This window comes from Microbacterium yannicii PS01 (genome assembly GCF_000304335.1).
In the GTDB taxonomy this organism is placed as follows: domain Bacteria; phylum Actinomycetota; class Actinomycetes; order Actinomycetales; family Microbacteriaceae; genus Microbacterium; species Microbacterium yannicii_A.
Window position 1 is genome coordinate 21182 of record NZ_CAJF01000028.1, and the last position, 16773, is coordinate 37954.

At 70.0% G+C, this 16773-nt stretch carries 15 protein-coding genes, 1 tRNA gene and 1 pseudogene; 13 read left to right on the forward strand and 4 right to left on the reverse strand.

Features of this window, described 5'->3' with window-relative positions; translation table 11 throughout:
• Window positions 1-87 precede the first annotated feature (87 nt).
• Window positions 88-303, forward strand: coding sequence for a DUF4177 domain-containing protein (locus WYM_RS14725; protein WP_019181613.1), 216 nt, complete (start codon window positions 88-90; stop codon window positions 301-303).
• Window positions 304-308: 5 nt separating this feature from the next.
• Window positions 309-776: a RidA family protein gene (locus WYM_RS14730; protein WP_019181614.1), complete on the forward strand. Its 468-nt coding sequence runs from the start codon at window positions 309-311 to the stop codon at window positions 774-776.
• Window positions 777-840: 64 nt separating this feature from the next.
• On the opposite strand, the gene acs is transcribed toward WYM_RS14730, so the two are convergent.
• Window positions 841-2838 carry an acetate--CoA ligase gene (gene acs / locus WYM_RS14735; protein ID WP_019181615.1) on the reverse strand — a complete coding sequence of 666 codons (1998 nt, stop codon included), beginning with the start codon at window positions 2836-2838 and terminating at the stop codon, window positions 841-843.
• 725 nt (window positions 2839-3563) lie between these two features.
• Here acs and WYM_RS20395 point away from each other — a divergent pair.
• The 9 genes and pseudogenes from WYM_RS20395 to WYM_RS14780 all read left to right on the forward strand — a co-directional run bounded on the left by WYM_RS20395 (window position 3564) and on the right by WYM_RS14780 (window position 13271).
• Window positions 3564-4569 (forward strand): annotated as a pseudogene (locus tag WYM_RS20395) (TadA family conjugal transfer-associated ATPase).
• Entirely contained in the window at window positions 4554-5567 is a 1014-nt protein-coding gene (locus WYM_RS14745; protein WP_019181617.1) for a type II secretion system F family protein, read from the forward strand. The pseudogene WYM_RS20395 and the gene WYM_RS14745 overlap by 16 nt, the downstream one beginning before the upstream one ends.
• A 65-nt stretch (window positions 5568-5632) precedes the next feature.
• A complete protein-coding gene (locus WYM_RS14750) occupies window positions 5633-5866 on the forward strand; it encodes a DUF4244 domain-containing protein (protein ID WP_019181618.1) in 234 nt (77 codons plus the stop codon).
• Window positions 5863-6216: a TadE family type IV pilus minor pilin gene (locus WYM_RS20400; protein ID WP_019181619.1), complete on the forward strand. Its 354-nt coding sequence runs from the start codon at window positions 5863-5865 to the stop codon at window positions 6214-6216. Before WYM_RS14750 ends, WYM_RS20400 begins: the two co-directional genes overlap by 4 nt.
• Window positions 6216-6566, forward strand: coding sequence for an Rv3654c family TadE-like protein (locus WYM_RS14760; RefSeq protein WP_019181620.1), 351 nt, complete (start codon window positions 6216-6218; stop codon window positions 6564-6566). Before WYM_RS20400 ends, WYM_RS14760 begins: the two co-directional genes overlap by 1 nt.
• A 37-nt stretch (window positions 6567-6603) precedes the next feature.
• Window positions 6604-9360, forward strand: coding sequence for a type I DNA topoisomerase (topA, locus tag WYM_RS14765; RefSeq protein ID WP_019181621.1), 2757 nt, complete (start codon window positions 6604-6606; stop codon window positions 9358-9360).
• On the forward strand, window positions 9357-9998 hold the full coding sequence (gene tmk / locus WYM_RS14770) for a dTMP kinase (protein ID WP_019181622.1): 642 nt from the start codon (window positions 9357-9359) through the stop codon (window positions 9996-9998). Before topA ends, tmk begins: the two co-directional genes overlap by 4 nt.
• Window positions 9999-10485: 487 nt before the next feature.
• Window positions 10486-11688, forward strand: a complete 1203-nt coding sequence (locus WYM_RS14775) for a DNA polymerase III subunit delta' (RefSeq protein ID WP_019181623.1) — start codon at window positions 10486-10488, stop codon at window positions 11686-11688.
• A complete protein-coding gene (locus WYM_RS14780; protein ID WP_019181624.1) occupies window positions 11685-13271 on the forward strand; it encodes an alpha/beta hydrolase in 1587 nt (528 codons plus the stop codon). The genes WYM_RS14775 and WYM_RS14780 overlap by 4 nt, the downstream gene beginning before the upstream one ends.
• Before the next feature lie 58 nt (window positions 13272-13329).
• On the opposite strand, the gene WYM_RS14785 is transcribed toward WYM_RS14780, so the two are convergent.
• From WYM_RS14785 to WYM_RS14795, 3 genes are all read right to left on the reverse strand, one after another.
• Window positions 13330-13989: a methionine ABC transporter permease gene (locus WYM_RS14785; RefSeq protein WP_019181625.1), complete on the reverse strand. Its 660-nt coding sequence runs from the start codon at window positions 13987-13989 to the stop codon at window positions 13330-13332.
• Window positions 13982-15019 carry a methionine ABC transporter ATP-binding protein gene (locus WYM_RS14790; protein ID WP_019181626.1) on the reverse strand — a complete coding sequence of 346 codons (1038 nt, stop codon included), beginning with the start codon at window positions 15017-15019 and terminating at the stop codon, window positions 13982-13984. The genes WYM_RS14785 and WYM_RS14790 overlap by 8 nt, the downstream gene beginning before the upstream one ends.
• A gap of 73 nt (window positions 15020-15092) precedes the next feature.
• Window positions 15093-15971 carry a MetQ/NlpA family ABC transporter substrate-binding protein gene (locus WYM_RS14795; RefSeq protein WP_019181627.1) on the reverse strand — a complete coding sequence of 293 codons (879 nt, stop codon included), beginning with the start codon at window positions 15969-15971 and terminating at the stop codon, window positions 15093-15095.
• A 262-nt stretch (window positions 15972-16233) separates the two neighbouring features.
• Between WYM_RS14795 and WYM_RS14800 the strand changes: the two genes are divergently transcribed.
• Together WYM_RS14800 and WYM_RS14805 are read left to right on the forward strand one after the other, a co-directional pair.
• Window positions 16234-16306, forward strand: a tRNA-Thr gene (locus tag WYM_RS14800).
• Between the two features lie 50 nt (window positions 16307-16356).
• A complete protein-coding gene (locus tag WYM_RS14805; protein WP_237739429.1) occupies window positions 16357-16767 on the forward strand; it encodes a hypothetical protein in 411 nt (136 codons plus the stop codon).
• Window positions 16768-16773 lie beyond the last annotated feature (6 nt).

A 16773-nucleotide genomic window follows, 5' to 3' on the forward strand; every position in this document is an offset into this window, starting at 1 on the left:
TGCGCCCGTGAAGGTGTTTCTCAGCTTCCATCTGCCCAATTCCGCGCGAGGATCCACGTCGATCCGAGCCCACCTCGAGGAGTCTCGATGACGACGTGGGAGTACCTCACCACGCCCCTTCTGATCCACAACACCGCAGCGATCCTCAACAACTGGGGCAAGCAGGGCTGGGAGCTCGTGCAGGTCGTGCCCGGTCCCGAGGGCGGACTGGTCGCGTACTTCAAGCGCCCGTCGGGCGGCGGACAGGCGAATGCGGGACTCGGTGCCGCGGCTCAGGCCGCGCAGCAGTTCGGGGAGGGCTGATCCCGATGAGCGTGAGTGAGCGACTGGCCGAGCTCGGCATCCGTCTTCCCGAGGTGGTCCCTCCTGTGGCCGCCTATGTTCCCGCGAAGGTGCACGGCGACCTCGTCTACACCGCCGGTCAGCTGCCGATGGTCGCGGGGGCGCTCCCCGCGACAGGCAAGGTCGGAGACGGCGAAGGCCTCGTCCCCGCTGCCGACGCCAACGGCTACGCCCGCCAGTGCGCCCTGAACGCGATCGCGGCCGCGGCGGCCGCGGCGGGCGGGCTCGACCGTCTCTCCGGCGTCCTGAAGGTGACCGGCTTCGTGGCCTCGGTCCCCGAGTTCACCGGTCAGCCGGGCGTCATCAATGGCGCGAGCGAGCTGCTGGGCGAGGTCTTCGGCGACGCCGGCACGCACGCGCGCTCCGCGGTCGGCGTGCCTGTCCTGCCCCTGGATGCGCCGGTCGAGGTGGAAGTGGTCTTTACCCTCTCCTGATCTTCACGACAGAGCGGATGCCGCGACCCGGGGTCGCGGCATCCGCTCTTCGTCTGCTCTTCCGCTACCGGACCTGAGCCGAGATCACGCTCATCACGGCGGTGTCGGCGAGCGTTGTCGTGTCGCCGACTTCGCGGCCCTCGGCGACGTCGCGCAGCAGGCGCCGCATGATCTTGCCGGAGCGGGTCTTGGGCAGTTCGCCGACGATGTAGACGTCGCGAGGGCGGGCGATCGGGCCGATCTGCTCGCCGACCCACAGCCGGAGCGAGTTGGCGAGGCCTTCAGCCGAGTGCTCGTCGAGGAAGGACTGCTTGAGGATCACGAAGGCGACGACGGCCTGACCGGTCGTCTCATCCGAGGCGCCGACCACGGCGGCCTCGGCGGTCGCCTCGTGGGCCACCAGGGCTGACTCGATCTCGGTCGTCGACAGGCGGTGTCCCGAAACGTTCATCACATCGTCCACGCGGCCCAGCAGCCAGACGTCGCCGTCGTCGTCCAGCCGCGCGCCGTCGCCGGCGAAGTAGTAGCCCTGCTGCTGGAATTTCTCCCAGTAGGTCTCGACGAAGCGCTCCGGGTCGCCCCAGATGCCGCGCAGCATCGACGGCCAGGGCTCGGTGACCACGAGCAGGCCGCCGTTGCCGTTGCCGACGTGGCTGCCGTCCTCGTCGACCACATCGATCGAGATCCCCGGGAGCGGCACCTGCGCGGATCCGGGCTTGGTCTCGGTGACGCCCGGGAGGGCCGAGATCATGATGGCGCCGGTCTCGGTCTGCCACCAGGTGTCGACGATCGGCGCGGTCTTGCCGCCGATGATCTCGCGGTACCACATCCATGCCTCGGGGTTGATGGGCTCGCCCACCGAGCCGAGCAGGCGCAGCGATGAGAGGTCGAACTGCCTCGGGATCGCGCGGCCGAGCTTCATGAACGAGCGGATCGCGGTCGGTGCGGTGTAGAGGATCGTCACCCCGTACTTCTGCGCGATCTCCCACCAGCGTCCCGGGTGCGGGGCGTCCGGCGTTCCCTCGTACAGCACCTGGGTCGCGCCGTTGGCGAGCGGACCATACGTGACGTACGTGTGCCCGGTGACCCAGCCGATGTCGGCCGTGCACCAGTAGACGTCGGTCTCGGGGTGGATGTCGTGGACGACCCGGTTCGTGAATGCGGCCTGGGCGAGATACCCGCCTGACGTGTGCAGGATGCCCTTCGGCTTTCCGGTCGTGCCCGACGTGTAGAGGATGAACAGCGGGCTCTCGGCGGCGAACGCCTTCGCTTCGTGCTCGGCAGGAGCCGACGCGACGACGTCGTGCCACCAGAGGTCGCGTCCTTCTGTCCACTCGACGTCGTTCTCGCCGCGCTTGACGACGAGCACGTGCTCCACGCTCTCCTGCACGCCCGAGCCGTTGCGGTCGGCGAGAGCCATGTCGACGGCGGGCTTGAGTGGCGAGACCTTGCCCTTGCGGTACCCGCCGTCGGCCGTGATGACGAGCTTCGCTCCGGCGTCGTCGATGCGCGCGCGCAGGCTGTCGGCCGAGAAGCCTCCGAACACCACGGAGTGGATGGCGCCGATGCGGACCACGGCGAGCATGGCAGCGACGGCTTCGGGGATCATCGGCATATAGATGGCGACGCGGTCGCCCTCACCGATTCCGAGGCCCTCGAGCACGTTCGCGAGGCGCTTCACCTCGTCGGTCAGCTCGGCGTAGGTGACGCGGCGCTCATCGCCCGGCTCGCCCTCCCAGAGCAGCGCCACCCGGTCGCCGTTGCCCGCTTCGACGTGGCGATCGAGGCAGTTGTAGGAGACGTTGAGCTCGCCGTCGGCGAACCACTTCGCGAAGGGCGGGTTCGACCAGTCGAGCACCTCGGTGAACGGGGTGTGCCAGTGAAGCGCGTTCGCCTGCGCCGCCCAGAACGCGTCGCGGTCGGCGGATGCCTCGGCATACAGCTCGGCGGTGGCCACCGCGTTGGCGGCGAACTCGGGCGCGGGCGCGAACCGACGATCCTCGGCGAAGAGATGGTCGATCTGACTGCTGGTGACCAGGGGGTTCGGGTCGGGGTTGCTCATGAGAGCGCGCTCCTTTGCGGGCTGGACGAAGGCCGGTGAACCGGCGAGGCTGCCACGAAAGTACCCGCGAGCCGCGGCGTGCGACTACCCCCGATAGTAGGGGCCGCGTCTTTTGACGGACTCGGGCGATATATCGGTGAGAATCCTCTCCTTTTCGCCCGTTCCTGTTTTGTGCGTCTTCACACCTCGCATATGCTGTCCCCCGGCCGAACATTCGATTCTGGCATTGCGAACCCGAAGTCACCCCCCGAAATCGGGTTTCGCGCGGCGGCATCCCATTCCCCCCATGGGATGCCGCCATCTTCTTGGGAGCGGTACCGCGACGATGCGGTTGCCACGGTTCCTCCCCAGAGGGCGAGCCACCGCCTTCGTCCACGGAATCGAGCTCTCGCCGCGGAGGCGGCCTGCGCCGCTTCTAGCGTCGGAGCATGTCCGAGCCCTTCGTCGTCCGCCCCCGCGCCGGGATGACAGCTACGCCGAGGGAGTCGCCCGGCCCTCGCGAGCTGGGCGGTCCCCGGAGCACGACCGGTCGCGGGGCTACGACGGCACCTACCGCGTGGCGTGATGCCGATGCCGCGTTCCGGTCGCCGGTGCTCGCCCCGCTGCGCGATGAGCCCGGCGCGGCCGGCGCCGGTGGCGCGTGGGTCCCACACCGGCGCCCGACCGACGGGGGCGCCCGCGAAGGCACCGGTGCAGGCGCTTCGGTCATCCGGCTGCCGGCGCGGATGACCGGCGACGCGCCTGAGATCCGGGCCCAGGGTGGACCGCGGCCTGCGCGAGGACGAGCGTCGGAACACCCCGTCCTCACCCCGCTCGCCGCCTACCTCGACGATGGTGACGTCACCGATGTCTTCATCAACGGCGCGGCGGGACTCTTCGTCGACCGCGGCAGCGGGCCGGTCGCCGCGAGAGAGTGGCGGGCGACCGAGGATGAGGTCCGCGAGCTCGCGGTGGCGCTCATCGGGCTCGGCGGGCGGCACATCGACGACGCCACCCCCTGCGTCGATGTGCGCCTCGACGGGGGGTATCAGGATCCATGCGGTGCTTCCGCCGGTCGCCGCCGGGGGCACGGCCATCTCGATCCGCGTCCCGCGGCTGGCCGATGCGGGATTGGATGCCCTCCAGGCGGCGGGCATGTTCGACGCCGCCGGGCGGGGAGTGCTCGACGAGGCCATCGTCCGCCGAGCGAACGTGCTGGTGTCGGGGGCGGCCGGTGCCGGAAAGACCACGCTGCTCGCCGCGATGCTCGGCGCGGCGCCGGCCCACGAGCGGATCATCACGATCGAGGACGTCGCCGAGCTGCGCATCGACCACCCCCATCACGTCCGGCTCGAGGCCCGGCAGCCCAATCTCGAGGGCGCAGGAGGGGTGGGCCTCGCCCGGCTCGTCCGAGAGGCCCTGCGAATGCGACCTGACCGGCTGATCGTCGGTGAGTGCCGCGGCGACGAGGTGCGCGAACTGCTGTCGGCGCTGAACACCGGGCACGACGGCGGAGCCGGCACCGTGCACGCCAACGGTCTGCACGATGTCCCCGCGCGGTTGGAGGCCCTCGGCGCACTGGCGGGCCTCGATGATTCGTCGCTTGCCCGGCAGGTGGCGAGTGCGATCGATCTCGTACTCCACGTCGAGCGGCGCACCGACGGCATTCGGAGCATCGCCGGCGCGGGGCGGCCGGTGATCGATCCGACAGGCCGCCTGGCGATCGAGGAGGTGCCGTGGGGCTCGGGCTGAGGCGTCCCCGAACGCGCACTGCGGCCGTTCCCGCGCCGAGGCAGGCCAAGCCGGGCACAGGTGACGCCGCCGGGGCGGCAGAGACCGTCCTGCGGCTGGCGGTGCTGCTGCAGGCAGGCGTCGCTCCGGCCCGGGCCTGGTCCCATCTCGCCGACGCGGGCGACCAGCGCGCCGCCCTCATCGTGAAAGCGGTCGCGGGAGGGATGCCGCTGGCCGACGCGATCGCGGACGGCGGCGCGTCCGGGATTCGCTCCAGCGACGGACGCCGGCGACCGGGCCTCGGGCGAGCACTGCGCCGCCCGCCCGCATTGGATGAATCCGATGCGTGGCCCGATGTCGCGGCGGCGTGGCGCGTCGCGACGACCGTCGGCGCTCCGCTCGCCGAGAGTCTGCGCGGTCTCGCCGTCGCGCTGCGCGACGCTCAGGAAGCGGCCGACGACGTGAGGATCGCGCTGGCCGAGCCCGCGGGCACTGCCCGGCTCATGGGCTGGCTGCCGCTCGTCGCGGTGGGTTTGGGAGCGGTGCTCGGGTTCGACACCTTCGGCATGCTGCTCGGTCAGCCGCTCGGGGTCGTGTGCCTCATCGCCGGAGCCGCGCTGATCATCGGCGCGCAGGCGTGGAGCAGGCTCCTCGTGCGACGCGCAGGGGCGGACGCCGGTGTGCCGGGACTTGAAGCGGAGCTGCTCGCGATCGCCCTGAGCGGGGGAGTGTCGATCGATCGCGCAACGGCGATCGTGCGTAAGGCCGGCATGACCGGCGCCGGCGGCGAGGATGTGCTTGCCCTGTCGCGATCGGCCGGGGTCCCTGCGGTGGAGCTTCTGCGGGCGTCGGCCGCACATGCCCGCCACCGCGCAAGGGTCGAAGGGCGACTGCGCGCCGCGCGCCTCTCATCTCGGCTGCTCCTGCCCCTCGGCGTGTGCACGCTTCCGGCGTTCCTGCTGCTGGGCGTGGCGCCGATGCTCCTCAGCGTCATGTCGACCATGCCTCTCTCTCTTTGACGGGTCGCTGCCCCGACATCCCCACGTGCCCGCCGAATCGTGCCCACCAATCGAACGGAGATCACATGTCCTTCCCCTCCCACACCTCACGCCTTCCCCGCCTCACTCGCCGACGTGCCGAGCGCCTATTCGCCGGGGCGATCCACGGAGGCGACGACACCGGCGCCGCCACCGCGGAATACGCCATCGCCACCATGGCCGCCGTCGCGTTCGCGGGGCTGCTGGTCGTGATCATGCGCTCCGACGAGGTCCGTGGCATCCTCACGGACCTGGTGCGCCGGGCGCTGACGGTGGCATGACGTCGACGCGAAGAGGGGACGACCGGGGCTCGAGCGACGACCGCGGATCGGTCGTCGCCGAGTTCGCGGTCGCCCTGCCCGCGGTAGTCCTCGTGCTCGCGGTGGGCGTCGGTGCGCTCGCCGCGGGCGCGCGGCAGGTGCGTCTTCAAGACGCGGTCGCGGATGCGGCGCGCCTCAGCGCACGCGGAGAGTCAGACGGCCGGGCCCGGCAGGCGGTGACGTCGGCGGTTCCCGGCGCTGCGGTCCAGATCGCCGCTCGAGGCGACCTGGTGTGCGTCGCGGCGTCCGCCGACGCAGTGCTGGGCCTGCGGGTCACCGCGGAGGGCTGCGCACTGGCCGGAGGCCTCTGATGGCGGGCGCGGTCGCCGCGGTCGGGATGGTGGCAGGCGTGACCGTGCTCACCGTCGGGCTCTCGGTCGCGGGGTCGGCGGCGGTCGTCGGGCAGCGTCTGGCCTCCGCCGCCGACGCGGCCGCGCTCGCCGCCGCCGACGCCGCATCGGGCGCCGTGACGGGGGTTCCGTGCGAACGCGCCGCCGAGGTGGCGGGAACGTTCGGGACCTCGATCGCGTTGTGCGATGTCGACGGGCTCGTGGCCACCGTCACCGTCTCGATACGGTTCGGGTTGGTTCCCGCGACCGCCTCCGCGCGCGCCGGTCCGGCGCCGGGAACGAACCCTCACAGCGACCACACCGAGAACTGACGTGTATGGTTTGCGACGAAGAAAGGACGCCCCCCACGTGTCAAAGGCAGCGTCACAAGGCAAGAAGCTCGTCATCGTCGAGTCACCGACGAAGATGAGGTCGATCCAGGGTTACCTCGGCGACGGCTACGAGGTGCTGAGCTCGGTCGGCCACATCCGCGACCTCGCGGACAAGAGGGACATCCCGGCCGACAAGAAGCAGGCCTACGGGAAGTACTCCATCGACATCGACAACGGCTTCGACCCCTATTACGTCGAGAGCGAGCGCGGGAAGAAGACCGTCGCCGAGCTCAAGCGCGCGCTGAAGGGGGCGGACGAGCTCCTGCTCGCCACCGATGAAGACCGCGAGGGCGAGGCCATCGCGTGGCACCTCCTGGAGACTCTCAAGCCCAAGGTCCCCGTCAAGCGCATGGTGTTCCACGAGATCACCAAAGACGCCATCCGGGCGGCCGTCGACAACACCCGTGAGCTCGATCTCGCCCTGGTCGACGCGCAGGAGACCCGCCGCATCCTCGATCGCCTCTACGGGTGGGACGTCAGCCCCGTGCTGTGGTTCAAGGTGCAGCAGGGCACGTCGGCCGGCCGAGTGCAGTCGGCCGCCACCCGTCTGGTCGTCGACCGCGAGCGTGAGCGCATGGCGTTCGTGTCGGCGTCGTACTGGGACATCGAGGCGCTGGCCGCCCCCAACCGCCCCCAGGGCTTGGACGAGGCGTTCGCGACCCGTCTCGCGCGCGTCGACGGGGCGGTCCTCGCGCGTGGCACCGATTTCGACGACCGGGGCCAGCTGAAGAAGGCCGTGCTCGTGCTGGACGAGGCTCAGGTGCGCGAACTGGCTGCTGCCATCGAGGCGGCGGCCGAGGCATCCGTCTCGAATCTCGAATCCAAGCCCGGCACCCGCAGCCCCAAGGCGCCTTTCACGACCTCCACGCTCCAGCAGGAGGCCGGTCGCAAGCTCTCGATGAGCGCCAAGCACGCCATGAGCGTCGCCCAGCGGCTCTACGAGAAGGGCTTCATCACGTATATGCGCACCGATTCGACCGCGCTCAGCAAGCAGGCCATCCAGGCTGCGCGCGAACAGGCGGTCGCGATGTACGGCGAGAAGGCCGTGCCGCTGAACCCCCGCGTCTACGCGAGCAAGAGCAAGAACGCGCAGGAGGCGCACGAGGCCATCCGCCCCTCCGGTGAGACGTTCCGCACGCCTGCCGATGTCGCCAGCGAGCTCGACCGCGACGAGCAGCGGCTGTACGACCTCATCTGGAAGCGCACGATGGCCAGCCAGATGTCGGACGCGAAATACGAGACGACGACGGTGACGCTCGAAGTCGACGCCGGCGGCCGCCGCGCCGAGTTCACGGCATCCGGAACCGTGTACACGTTCAAGGGCTTCCTCGAAGCGTACGAAGAGGGCCGCGACGAGAAGCGCGGCGATGCCGACAAGGCCGACGACCAGTCGCTGCCCGCGATGGCGGTGGGCGACGTGCTGCGTCTGAAGGACGTCGAGCCCAAGGGGCACTCCACGAGTCCCAAGCCCCGGTACACCGAGGCCAGCCTGGTCAAGGCGCTCGAGGAGAAGGGCATCGGCCGTCCGTCGACGTTCGCGAGCATCATCGACGTGATCCTCAACCGTGGGTATGTGAGCAAGCGCGGTCAGGCGCTCATCCCGAGCTGGCTGGCGTTCAGCGTGGTGCGGCTTCTCGAGCAGCACTTCGCCGACCTGGTCGACTACGACTTCACCGCGGCCCTCGAGGACGACCTCGACGCCATCGCGCGCGGCGAGCAGAGGCGCGAGGACTGGCTGAAGGAGTTCTACTTCGGGTCGGAAGGCCACGTCGGCCTGCGCAACATCGTCGACAACCTCGGCGAGATCGACGCGCGCGCTCTCAATTCGACCCCCATCGGCGACGTCGCGACGCTGCGGTTCGGCAAGTACGGGCCGTACCTGGAGGTGGCCGACAAGGAGAATCCGGATGCCGAGCCTCGGCGTGTCAACATCCCGGAGGATCTCGCCCCCGACGAACTCACCCCCGAGCGCGCGCAGGAGCTGATCGACGCGCCCGTCGCCGGCGACCGGGTGCTGGGGGAGAACCCCGCGAACGGCAAGCTCATCGTGGTCAAGGACGGACGATTCGGCCCGTACGTGCAGGAGACCGACCCGCCCGCCGAGGAGGAGATCGACGAAGCGACGGGTGAGGTCCGCCCGGTCGCCGAGCCCGTCGAAGCGCCGGAACCCGAGGGAACGGCCGCGCCGAAGAAGCGCGCCGCCAAGAAGGCGCCCGCCGCCCCGAAACCCCGCACCGCGTCGCTGTTCAAGTCGATGTCGGTCGACACCCTCGACCTCGAGACGGCGCTGCGCCTGCTCCATCTGCCGCGGGTGGTCGGCACCGATCCCGAGACCGGCGCCGAGATCACCGCGCAGAACGGTCGCTACGGGCCGTACCTCAAGAAGGGCACCGACTCGCGCACGCTGCAGAGCGAGCAGCAGATCTTCGACATCACCCTCGACGAGGCGCTCGCCGTCTACGCGCAGCCCAAGTACGGCGCCCGCGGCGCCAGCTCGGCGCTGAAGGAGTTCGAGAACGACCCGACCAGCGGCAAGCCGATCAAGCTCAAGGACGGCCGCTTCGGTCCGTACGTGACCGACGGCGAGACCAACGCGACCATCCCTCGCGGCGAGGAGGCGCTCGAGGTGACCTTCGAGCGCGCGGTGCAGCTGCTGGCCGACAAGCGGGCCAAGGGTCCGGTCAAGCGTCCCGCGCGAAAGACCGCCGCCCGCAAGCCCGCGGCGAAGAAGTGACCGGAGAGCGTCCGCGAAGCACAGGCCTGTTCGTCACCTTCGAGGGCGGCGACGGCGTGGGCAAGACCACGCAGGCGAGTCTGCTGCAGTCCTGGCTGACGGATGCCGGGCGCACCGTGGTGCGCACGCGCGAGCCCGGGGGGTCCGAGGTGGGCCTGCTCATCCGCGACATCGTGCTGCATCATCGCGGTGAGGTGTCGCCACGGGCCGAGGCGCTCCTGTACGCCGCGGATCGCGCACATCACATCGAGACGGTGGTGCGGCCCGCGCTGGCGCGCGGAGACGTCGTCATCCAGGACCGCTACCTCGACTCGTCCGTGGCCTATCAGGGCGCAGGGCGTGTGCTCGGTCGCGACGAGGTGCGCGACCTCTCGCTGTGGGCCGCCGAGGGTCTGCTGCCCGACGTGACCGTGCTGCTGGACCTCGATCCGGCCGCCGCTCGCGCGCGACTCGATGCCGACGACAAGCCGTTCGACCGGCTCGAAGCCGAGAAGGAGTCCTTCCACGCCCGGGTGCGGGCGGAGTTCCTGGCGCTCGCCGCCGCCGAACCCGACCGCTTCCTCGTGCTCGACGCGGCTCTCCCGTCCTCCGAACTCGCCGCCGCGGTGCGAGACCGGGTGGCTGCGCTGCTGTCCTGACCGCCCGGCCTTACCCGAAAGACGCGAACCGTCGCGAATGGCCGGCTGAGCGCCGTTCGTGCGGCCATTCGCGACGTCTCGAGGACTCGGGATGGCCGAGGAGCGGTCGTCTGTGACGGCCGGGGGTTTCCGGGTCGTCGGGCTGCCGTCTTGACCGCCCGGCCTGGCCCGGAAGACGGCGAACCGCCGCGAATGGCCGGCTGAGCGCCGTTCATGCGACCATTCGCGACGTCTGAAAGCTCCGGGTCGCTGTGCTGCTGTCTTGACCGCCCGACCGCGCTCGGAAACGCGGCGAACAGTCGCAGATGGCCGCATGGGCGCCGCCTGCCCGGCCATTCGCGACGTCTCGAGCTCTCAGGGTGACCGCGCACGCGGCCGTTCGCGACGTCTCGAGGTCTCACAGTGGCCGCGGAGCGGCCGTTCGCGACGGCGGGCGGCCGGGACGGTGGCGGCGCCGGCGTCCGCGGCCGCAGTTAGGCTGGGCGGCATGGATCCGGTCGCTGCTGTCGCTGAGACCGCCGGCGCCGTGGCCGACGGGTCCGACCTTCCCTGGGGTGCGGTGTGGGGGCAGGAGGAAGCGGTCCGCGCGCTGCAGGACGCGGCATCCGATCCGGCATCGCTCACCCACGCGTGGCTCATCACCGGACCTCCCGGCTCCGGGCGCTCGACGCTGGCCCACGCGTTCGCGGCGGCGCTCATCGCCGACCCCGCCGAGGGCGGCGAGCGATCCCAGCAGACGATGCGCCAGGTGCTGGCGGGAACGCATCCCGATCTGACCGCTCTGCGCACCGAGGGCGTCATCATCTCGATCAAGGACGCGCGCGCCCTGGTCGAGCGCTCATACTTCTCGCCCTCGCTCGGGCGATACCGGGTGATCGTGATGGAAGATGCCGACCGCATGGCCGAGCGCACCTCGAACGTGCTGCTGAAAGCGCTCGAAGAGCCCCCCGAGCGCACCGTCTGGGTGCTCTGCGCGCCCAGCGACGCCGACCTGCTGCCGACCATCCGCTCGCGGGTGCGCACCCTGCGGCTGCGCGAGCCCGACATCGACGACGTGGCACGGCTCATCGCGCAGCGCACGGGCGCCGACCCGGCGGTCGCCGAGCAGTCGGCACGCCACGCTCAGCGTCACATCGGCATGGCGCAGCGACTGGCGACGGATGCCGCGGCCCGCGCGCGCCGGGACTCCACGCTGCGAGCAGTGCTCCGCGTCCGCGGCGTGGGAGACGCGGTCGAGGTCGCCGGCGCGATCGTCGCCGCTGCGACCGACGACGCCAAGTCGCTGACGGCGGAACGTGACGAAGCCGAGCGCAGCGGACTGCTGCGCACGCTCGGGATCGCTGAAGGCGCGGCGGTGCCGCCCGCTGTGCGCTCGCAGCTCTCGGCGCTCGAGGACGAGCAGAAGCGCCGCGCGACGCGGAGCCTGCGCGACGGCATCGACCGGGTCCTGACCGACCTCGAGTCGATGTTCCGCGACGTGCTGATGCTGCAGTTCGGACGCGACGACGTGCTGATCAATCGCGAGCTCGAGCCCGACCTGCGGGGGCTCGCCACGGCGTGGTCGCCGGAGCGCACGCTCACGGTCGTCGATCGCATCGCCCAGACGCGGGAGAACCTCGAGCTGAACGCCGCTCCCACGCTCGCCCTTGAGAGCATGCTCGTCACCGTTGCGAGCGGAAGGATCCCGTGAACCCCTCCCGTCCCCATCGTGCTCGGTCCCGGTCCTTCGACAAGCTCAGCAGCCGGTCGAGAGGCGCGGCTGTCGTCGCCGGTCTCGTCGCGGCCTCGCTCGCTCTGAGCGCCTGCCTCTCCACGATGATCCCCGACGCCGCGCCGCGTCCGACGAGCAGCAAGGCGCCCGTCATCGACGGCGTGCCCGCCGACCTCATCCCGTTCTACGAGCAGCAGCTGGAGTGGACCGAGTGCGGCGACTTCGACTGCACGACCGTCGCCGCGCCGCTGGACTGGACTGAGCCCGATGCCGGCGAGATCGACCTCTCCCTCATCCGCAGCCGGGCGCTGACCGCCGACCCGATCGGCTCTCTGCTCACCAATCCCGGCGGTCCCGGGGCCAGCGGCGTGGGCTTCATCCGCGACTCTCTGTCGTTCGCGGTCGGCGACGCGCTGCGTCAGGACTTCGACGTCATCGGCTTCGATCCTCGTGGCGTGGGCGAATCGACGGCGGTGCGCTGCTTCGACGCGGCGGACATGGACGCCTACCTGTTCGACCTCCCTGATGAAGAGCGAGGCACGCAGGCTTGGACCGAGGAGCTGCTGGCCCGCCACGCCGAGTTCGCCGAAGCCTGTGATGCGAACAGCGAGGGAATTCTGCCCTACATCACGACCGAGAACGCCGCGCGCGACATGGACCTGCTGCGCGCTGTGCTCGGCGACAGCGAGCTGAACTATCTCGGCTACTCCTACGGCACCTTCCTCGGTGCGACGTACGCCAAGCTCTTCCCGGAGCGCGTAGGCCGGCTGGTGCTCGACGGCGCCGTCGACCCGTCGATCTCGGGTCTCGACGTCGGAACGATCCAGGGCGTGGGCTTCGAGTCCGCCCTGCGCGCCTACATGGCCGATTGCCTGCAGGACGACGAGTGCCCGTTCCGCGGATCGGTCGACGAGGCGCTGGCCGACGTCGCGACGCTCTTCGAGACCGTCGACCGCGATCCGCTTCCCAACGCGGACGGCCGGATGCTCGGCGCCGACTCGCTCCTCAACGCCATCGTGTCGGCGATGTATGCCGAGCAGCTCTGGCCATTCCTCACCACGGCGTTCACCGAGGTGCTGCAAGGCGATCCGACTGTCGCGTTCCTTCTTACCGACAACTACTACAACCGCGTGGACGGTGCCTATGTCGACAACTCGACCGAGGCTTTCCGTGCCTACAACTGCATGGACTACCCGCTCGAGTCCACGCCGGAGGACGAGGCCGCTGCGGCTGCGCTGCTGGCGGCCGAGGCGCCGACTGTCGCGCCGTACTGGGGCGGGCCGGACCCGTGCGAGGCGTGGCCGTATCCGGCGACCGGCGTGCGTGAGCAGATCACCGCGGAGGGCGCGGCTCCGATCGTCGTGGTCGGAACGACGAACGACCCGGCGACGCCCTACGAGTGGTCGGTCTCCCTCGCGGAACAGCTTTCATCGGGCGTGCTCGTGACCCGCGTCGGTGAGGGACACACCGGATACAACAAGGGCAACGCGTGCGTGGACGCTGCGGTCGAGGCCTACCTGCTCGAGGGCACGCCGCCGACCGACGGTCTGCGCTGCGAGTAGAGCGAAGAGAGCGGATGCCGCGGCCGGCGGCTGCGGCATCCGCTCGCTCTCCTGCGGATCAGCGGCGCAGCACCCGGCGTGCGAGCGCATTGCCGAGGAACTGCACGGCCTGCACAAGCACGATGATGACGAGCACGGCGGCCCAGGTGACCCACGGGTTGAACTGCTTGAAGCCGTAGACGATCGCGAACTCTCCGAGACCGCCCGCCGCGACGGCACCGGCGATCGCCGTCATGTCGACCAGTGCGACCACGATGAAGGTGTAGCCGAGGATCAGCGGACCGAGCGCCTCACGGGGGAGCAGCCGGATGAGGATGCGTGTTCGGCTCGCTCCGGTCGCGCGGGCGGCCTCGATGACGCCGGGGCGCACGGTGAGCAGGTTCTGCTCGACGATGCGGCTGATCGCGAAGAGCGACGCGACCGTGATGGCGAAGATGCCGAACTCGGGTCCGATCCCGGGGATGCCGATGCTGCGGGCGATGGGCTGCACCGCGGCCAGGAGGATCACGAACGGGATCGGCCGGAAGAAGTTGACCACCACGTTGAGCGTCGCGAACAGCGCACGGTTGGGGAAGAGGCTGCCCGCGCGCGTCGCGTACAGGGCGAGCCCGAGGAGCAGGCCGCCGAGCCCTCCGAGGAGGAGGCTGAAGGTCACCACGTACAGCGTCTCGGCGGTGGCCGCCCACAGCTCGGGCAGAAGATCGACGAGCCTATCCATGAACGTCCTCCTCGATGAGCGGCGCGAACGCCGAGGCCGCGTCGATCGCCCGCTGCACGGCCTCGCCCTCTCCCGTGAGCGCGAGGGTGAGATGCCCGAACACGCGACCGCGGATGTCGTTGATCCCGCCGTGGATGAGCTCGAAGCGCACGCCGTGCGATGAGAGGGCGGCGAAGACGTCGCCCTGCGTCACATCGCCATCGCGGATCGTGAAGGTGACGATGCGGCCGGGGTGGCGCGCGTGCAGCGCTCGCAGCTGGTCGCCGCCCGGAACGTCTTCGATGATGCTCGCGACGAACCGCTTCGTGGCGGGCTGCTGGGGGCCCGAGAGCACGTCGAAGACCTTTCCGCTTTCGATGATGCGCCCGTTCTCCATGACGATCACACGGTCGGCGAGGGTGCGGATGACGTCCATCTCGTGCGTGATGACGAGGATGGTGATGCCGAGCTCCCGGTTGACCCGCTGCAGCAGAGTGAGGACCTCCTGCGTCGTGTCGGGATCGAGCGCGCTCGTCGCCTCGTCGGCGAGGAGGATGCGGGGGCTCGTCGCGAGTGCGCGGGCGATGCCCACGCGCTGCTTCTGACCCCCCGAGAGCTGCTCCGGAAAGCTGCGAGCCTTATCAGCCAGCCCGACGAAGCGCAGCAGCTCGTCGACCCTCGCGGCGATCTCGGCGCGCGGCCGGCGTGCGACCTCGAGCGGGTAGGCGACGTTCTTCGCCACCGTGCGCGAGTCGAACAGGTTGAACTGCTGGAAGATCATGCCGATGTCGCCGCGCAGGCGCCGCAGCTCGCGCTCCCCGAGCCGGGTGATGTCTGTGCCGTCGATCTCGATGGTGCCCGATGATGGAATCTCGAGGGCGTTGACGAGCCGCAGCACGGTGCTCTTGCCGGCGCCGGAGTAGCCGACGATGCCGCAGACCTCGCCGGATTCGACCGACAGTGAGACGTCGTCGACGGCTACGACCGCGTTCTCCCCCTTCGAGGGCGGGGCGAAGGTCTTGGTGACGCCGTCGAGGCGGATGAGACTCATGGGGCTCCTCGGGCGGAACACGCGTGTGCGGTCCGCCGGATGAGCGGACCGCACACGACGGTGGTGATGGTGCTTACTGGTTGGCGCGGGTGTCGTCCTCGACCTCGGTGAGCGAGGCGACGAGGTCGTCCACGGGCGTCTTCACGATGACGGCGGTGCCCCCGGATGCCTCGACCACCCCGTCGACCACGTCCTGCGTGCTCTGGAAGATGTCGACGAGCTTCAAATAGGTCGGGTTGTCTGCGTCCTCGGCCTTGGCCGCGAAGATGTTGATGTACGGGACTGCGGCGGGGTCGGACGGGTCGTCCTGGGCGATGGCGTCCTCGGCCGTCAGGCCCGCGTCCTCGAGGAAGTCGTTGTTCACGATGGCAGCCGCGACATCGGGGAGCGACGTCGCGGTGAAGGCGGCATCCAGCGCCTCGACCTGGACCTTCGAACCCGGGAGGACGTCCGCGACGGTCGAGAAGATCGAGCCGCCGTCCTCGAGCTCGATCAGCCCGGCGGACTGCAGCACGAGCAGGCCGCGCGCCTGGTTCGACTCGTCGTTCGGCACCGCCACCGTGGAGCCCTCGGGGATGTCGTCGACCGATTCGTAATGCGCCGAGTACAGGCCGAGCGGGTAGATCGCGGTGGAGCCGATCGGCTGCAGGTCGTCGTCGCTCTGGACGTTGTAGGTCGCGAGGTAGATCACGTGCTGGAACTGGTTGAGGTCCAGCTCGTCTGCTGCCAGAGCCGGGTTCGGCTGCGTGTACTCCGTGAAGTTGACGATCTCGACCTCGATGTCCTCCTCGGCGGCTGCGTCGGCGAAGGTCTCCCAGTAGGCGTCACCCGAGTTGACGACCCCGATGCGAACGACCTCTTCTTCGGCGGACTCCGCGGAACCGGCGCAGCCGGCGAGGACCAGTGCGAGCGGCAGCGCGAGTGCGGCGGCGGATACGAACTTCTTGGACATGTGTGCTCCTGTGGATCGAGGCCCGGCGAGGAGTGCGGGTTCGACCGCCGGCGCGATCCGCGGGACCGCGCACGCTGCGTCGCGGACCGCGTTCGAACCTACGCGGCAGGTCCCGGAGGGCCGAATCGACTCGTAACACGTCGACACCGAGTCCTGCACGGCGCGGGACGGCGTCTGACGCCGGTCGGGGAGCGCCGCTCGGTTCGCCAGCGCTCGCCGGAGGCTGTAAGATCGTTGATCGTGCATCGCGCAAGCGAAGCGCGCCACCTTAGCTCAGTCGGCAGAGCGATTCACTCGTAATGAATAGGTCAAGGGTTCGATTCCCTTAGGTGGCTCAGAACCGGAAGCGGCCGCCACGGCGGCCGTTTTCCGTATCCGAAGGACGGTGGGCCCAGAAGTGCCGGATCACGCGCTCGACGCCATCATCGAGATCTTCTCGTGGGCCGGGTTCGGACTCGGTGCCCTGCTGGCAGTGATCGCTCTCCTGGTCTTCGTCTTCGACGGCACGTGGATGCCGGTGCGCGCGGTCGTCGAGGATGCGGAGCAGGGCAGGCTCGTCCGCTGGTTCGACGAAGACGGGGGCGTGAACGAGGCCCGGCTGACGCACGAGCAGGAGCGAGAGATCGGCCCGAAGGACATGGCCGACATCTTCTACCGTCGGGGTTCGCAGAACCGGATGCGGCTGACACAGGGCTCGCCCGCCGTCCGCGCCATCGCTCTTCTCGCCGCCGGTCTCCTCGCGCTCGGCGTCATCGCGCTCGCCGCGTCGCTCATCCTGCTCTTCGTCCGCGGCTGAAGGCCG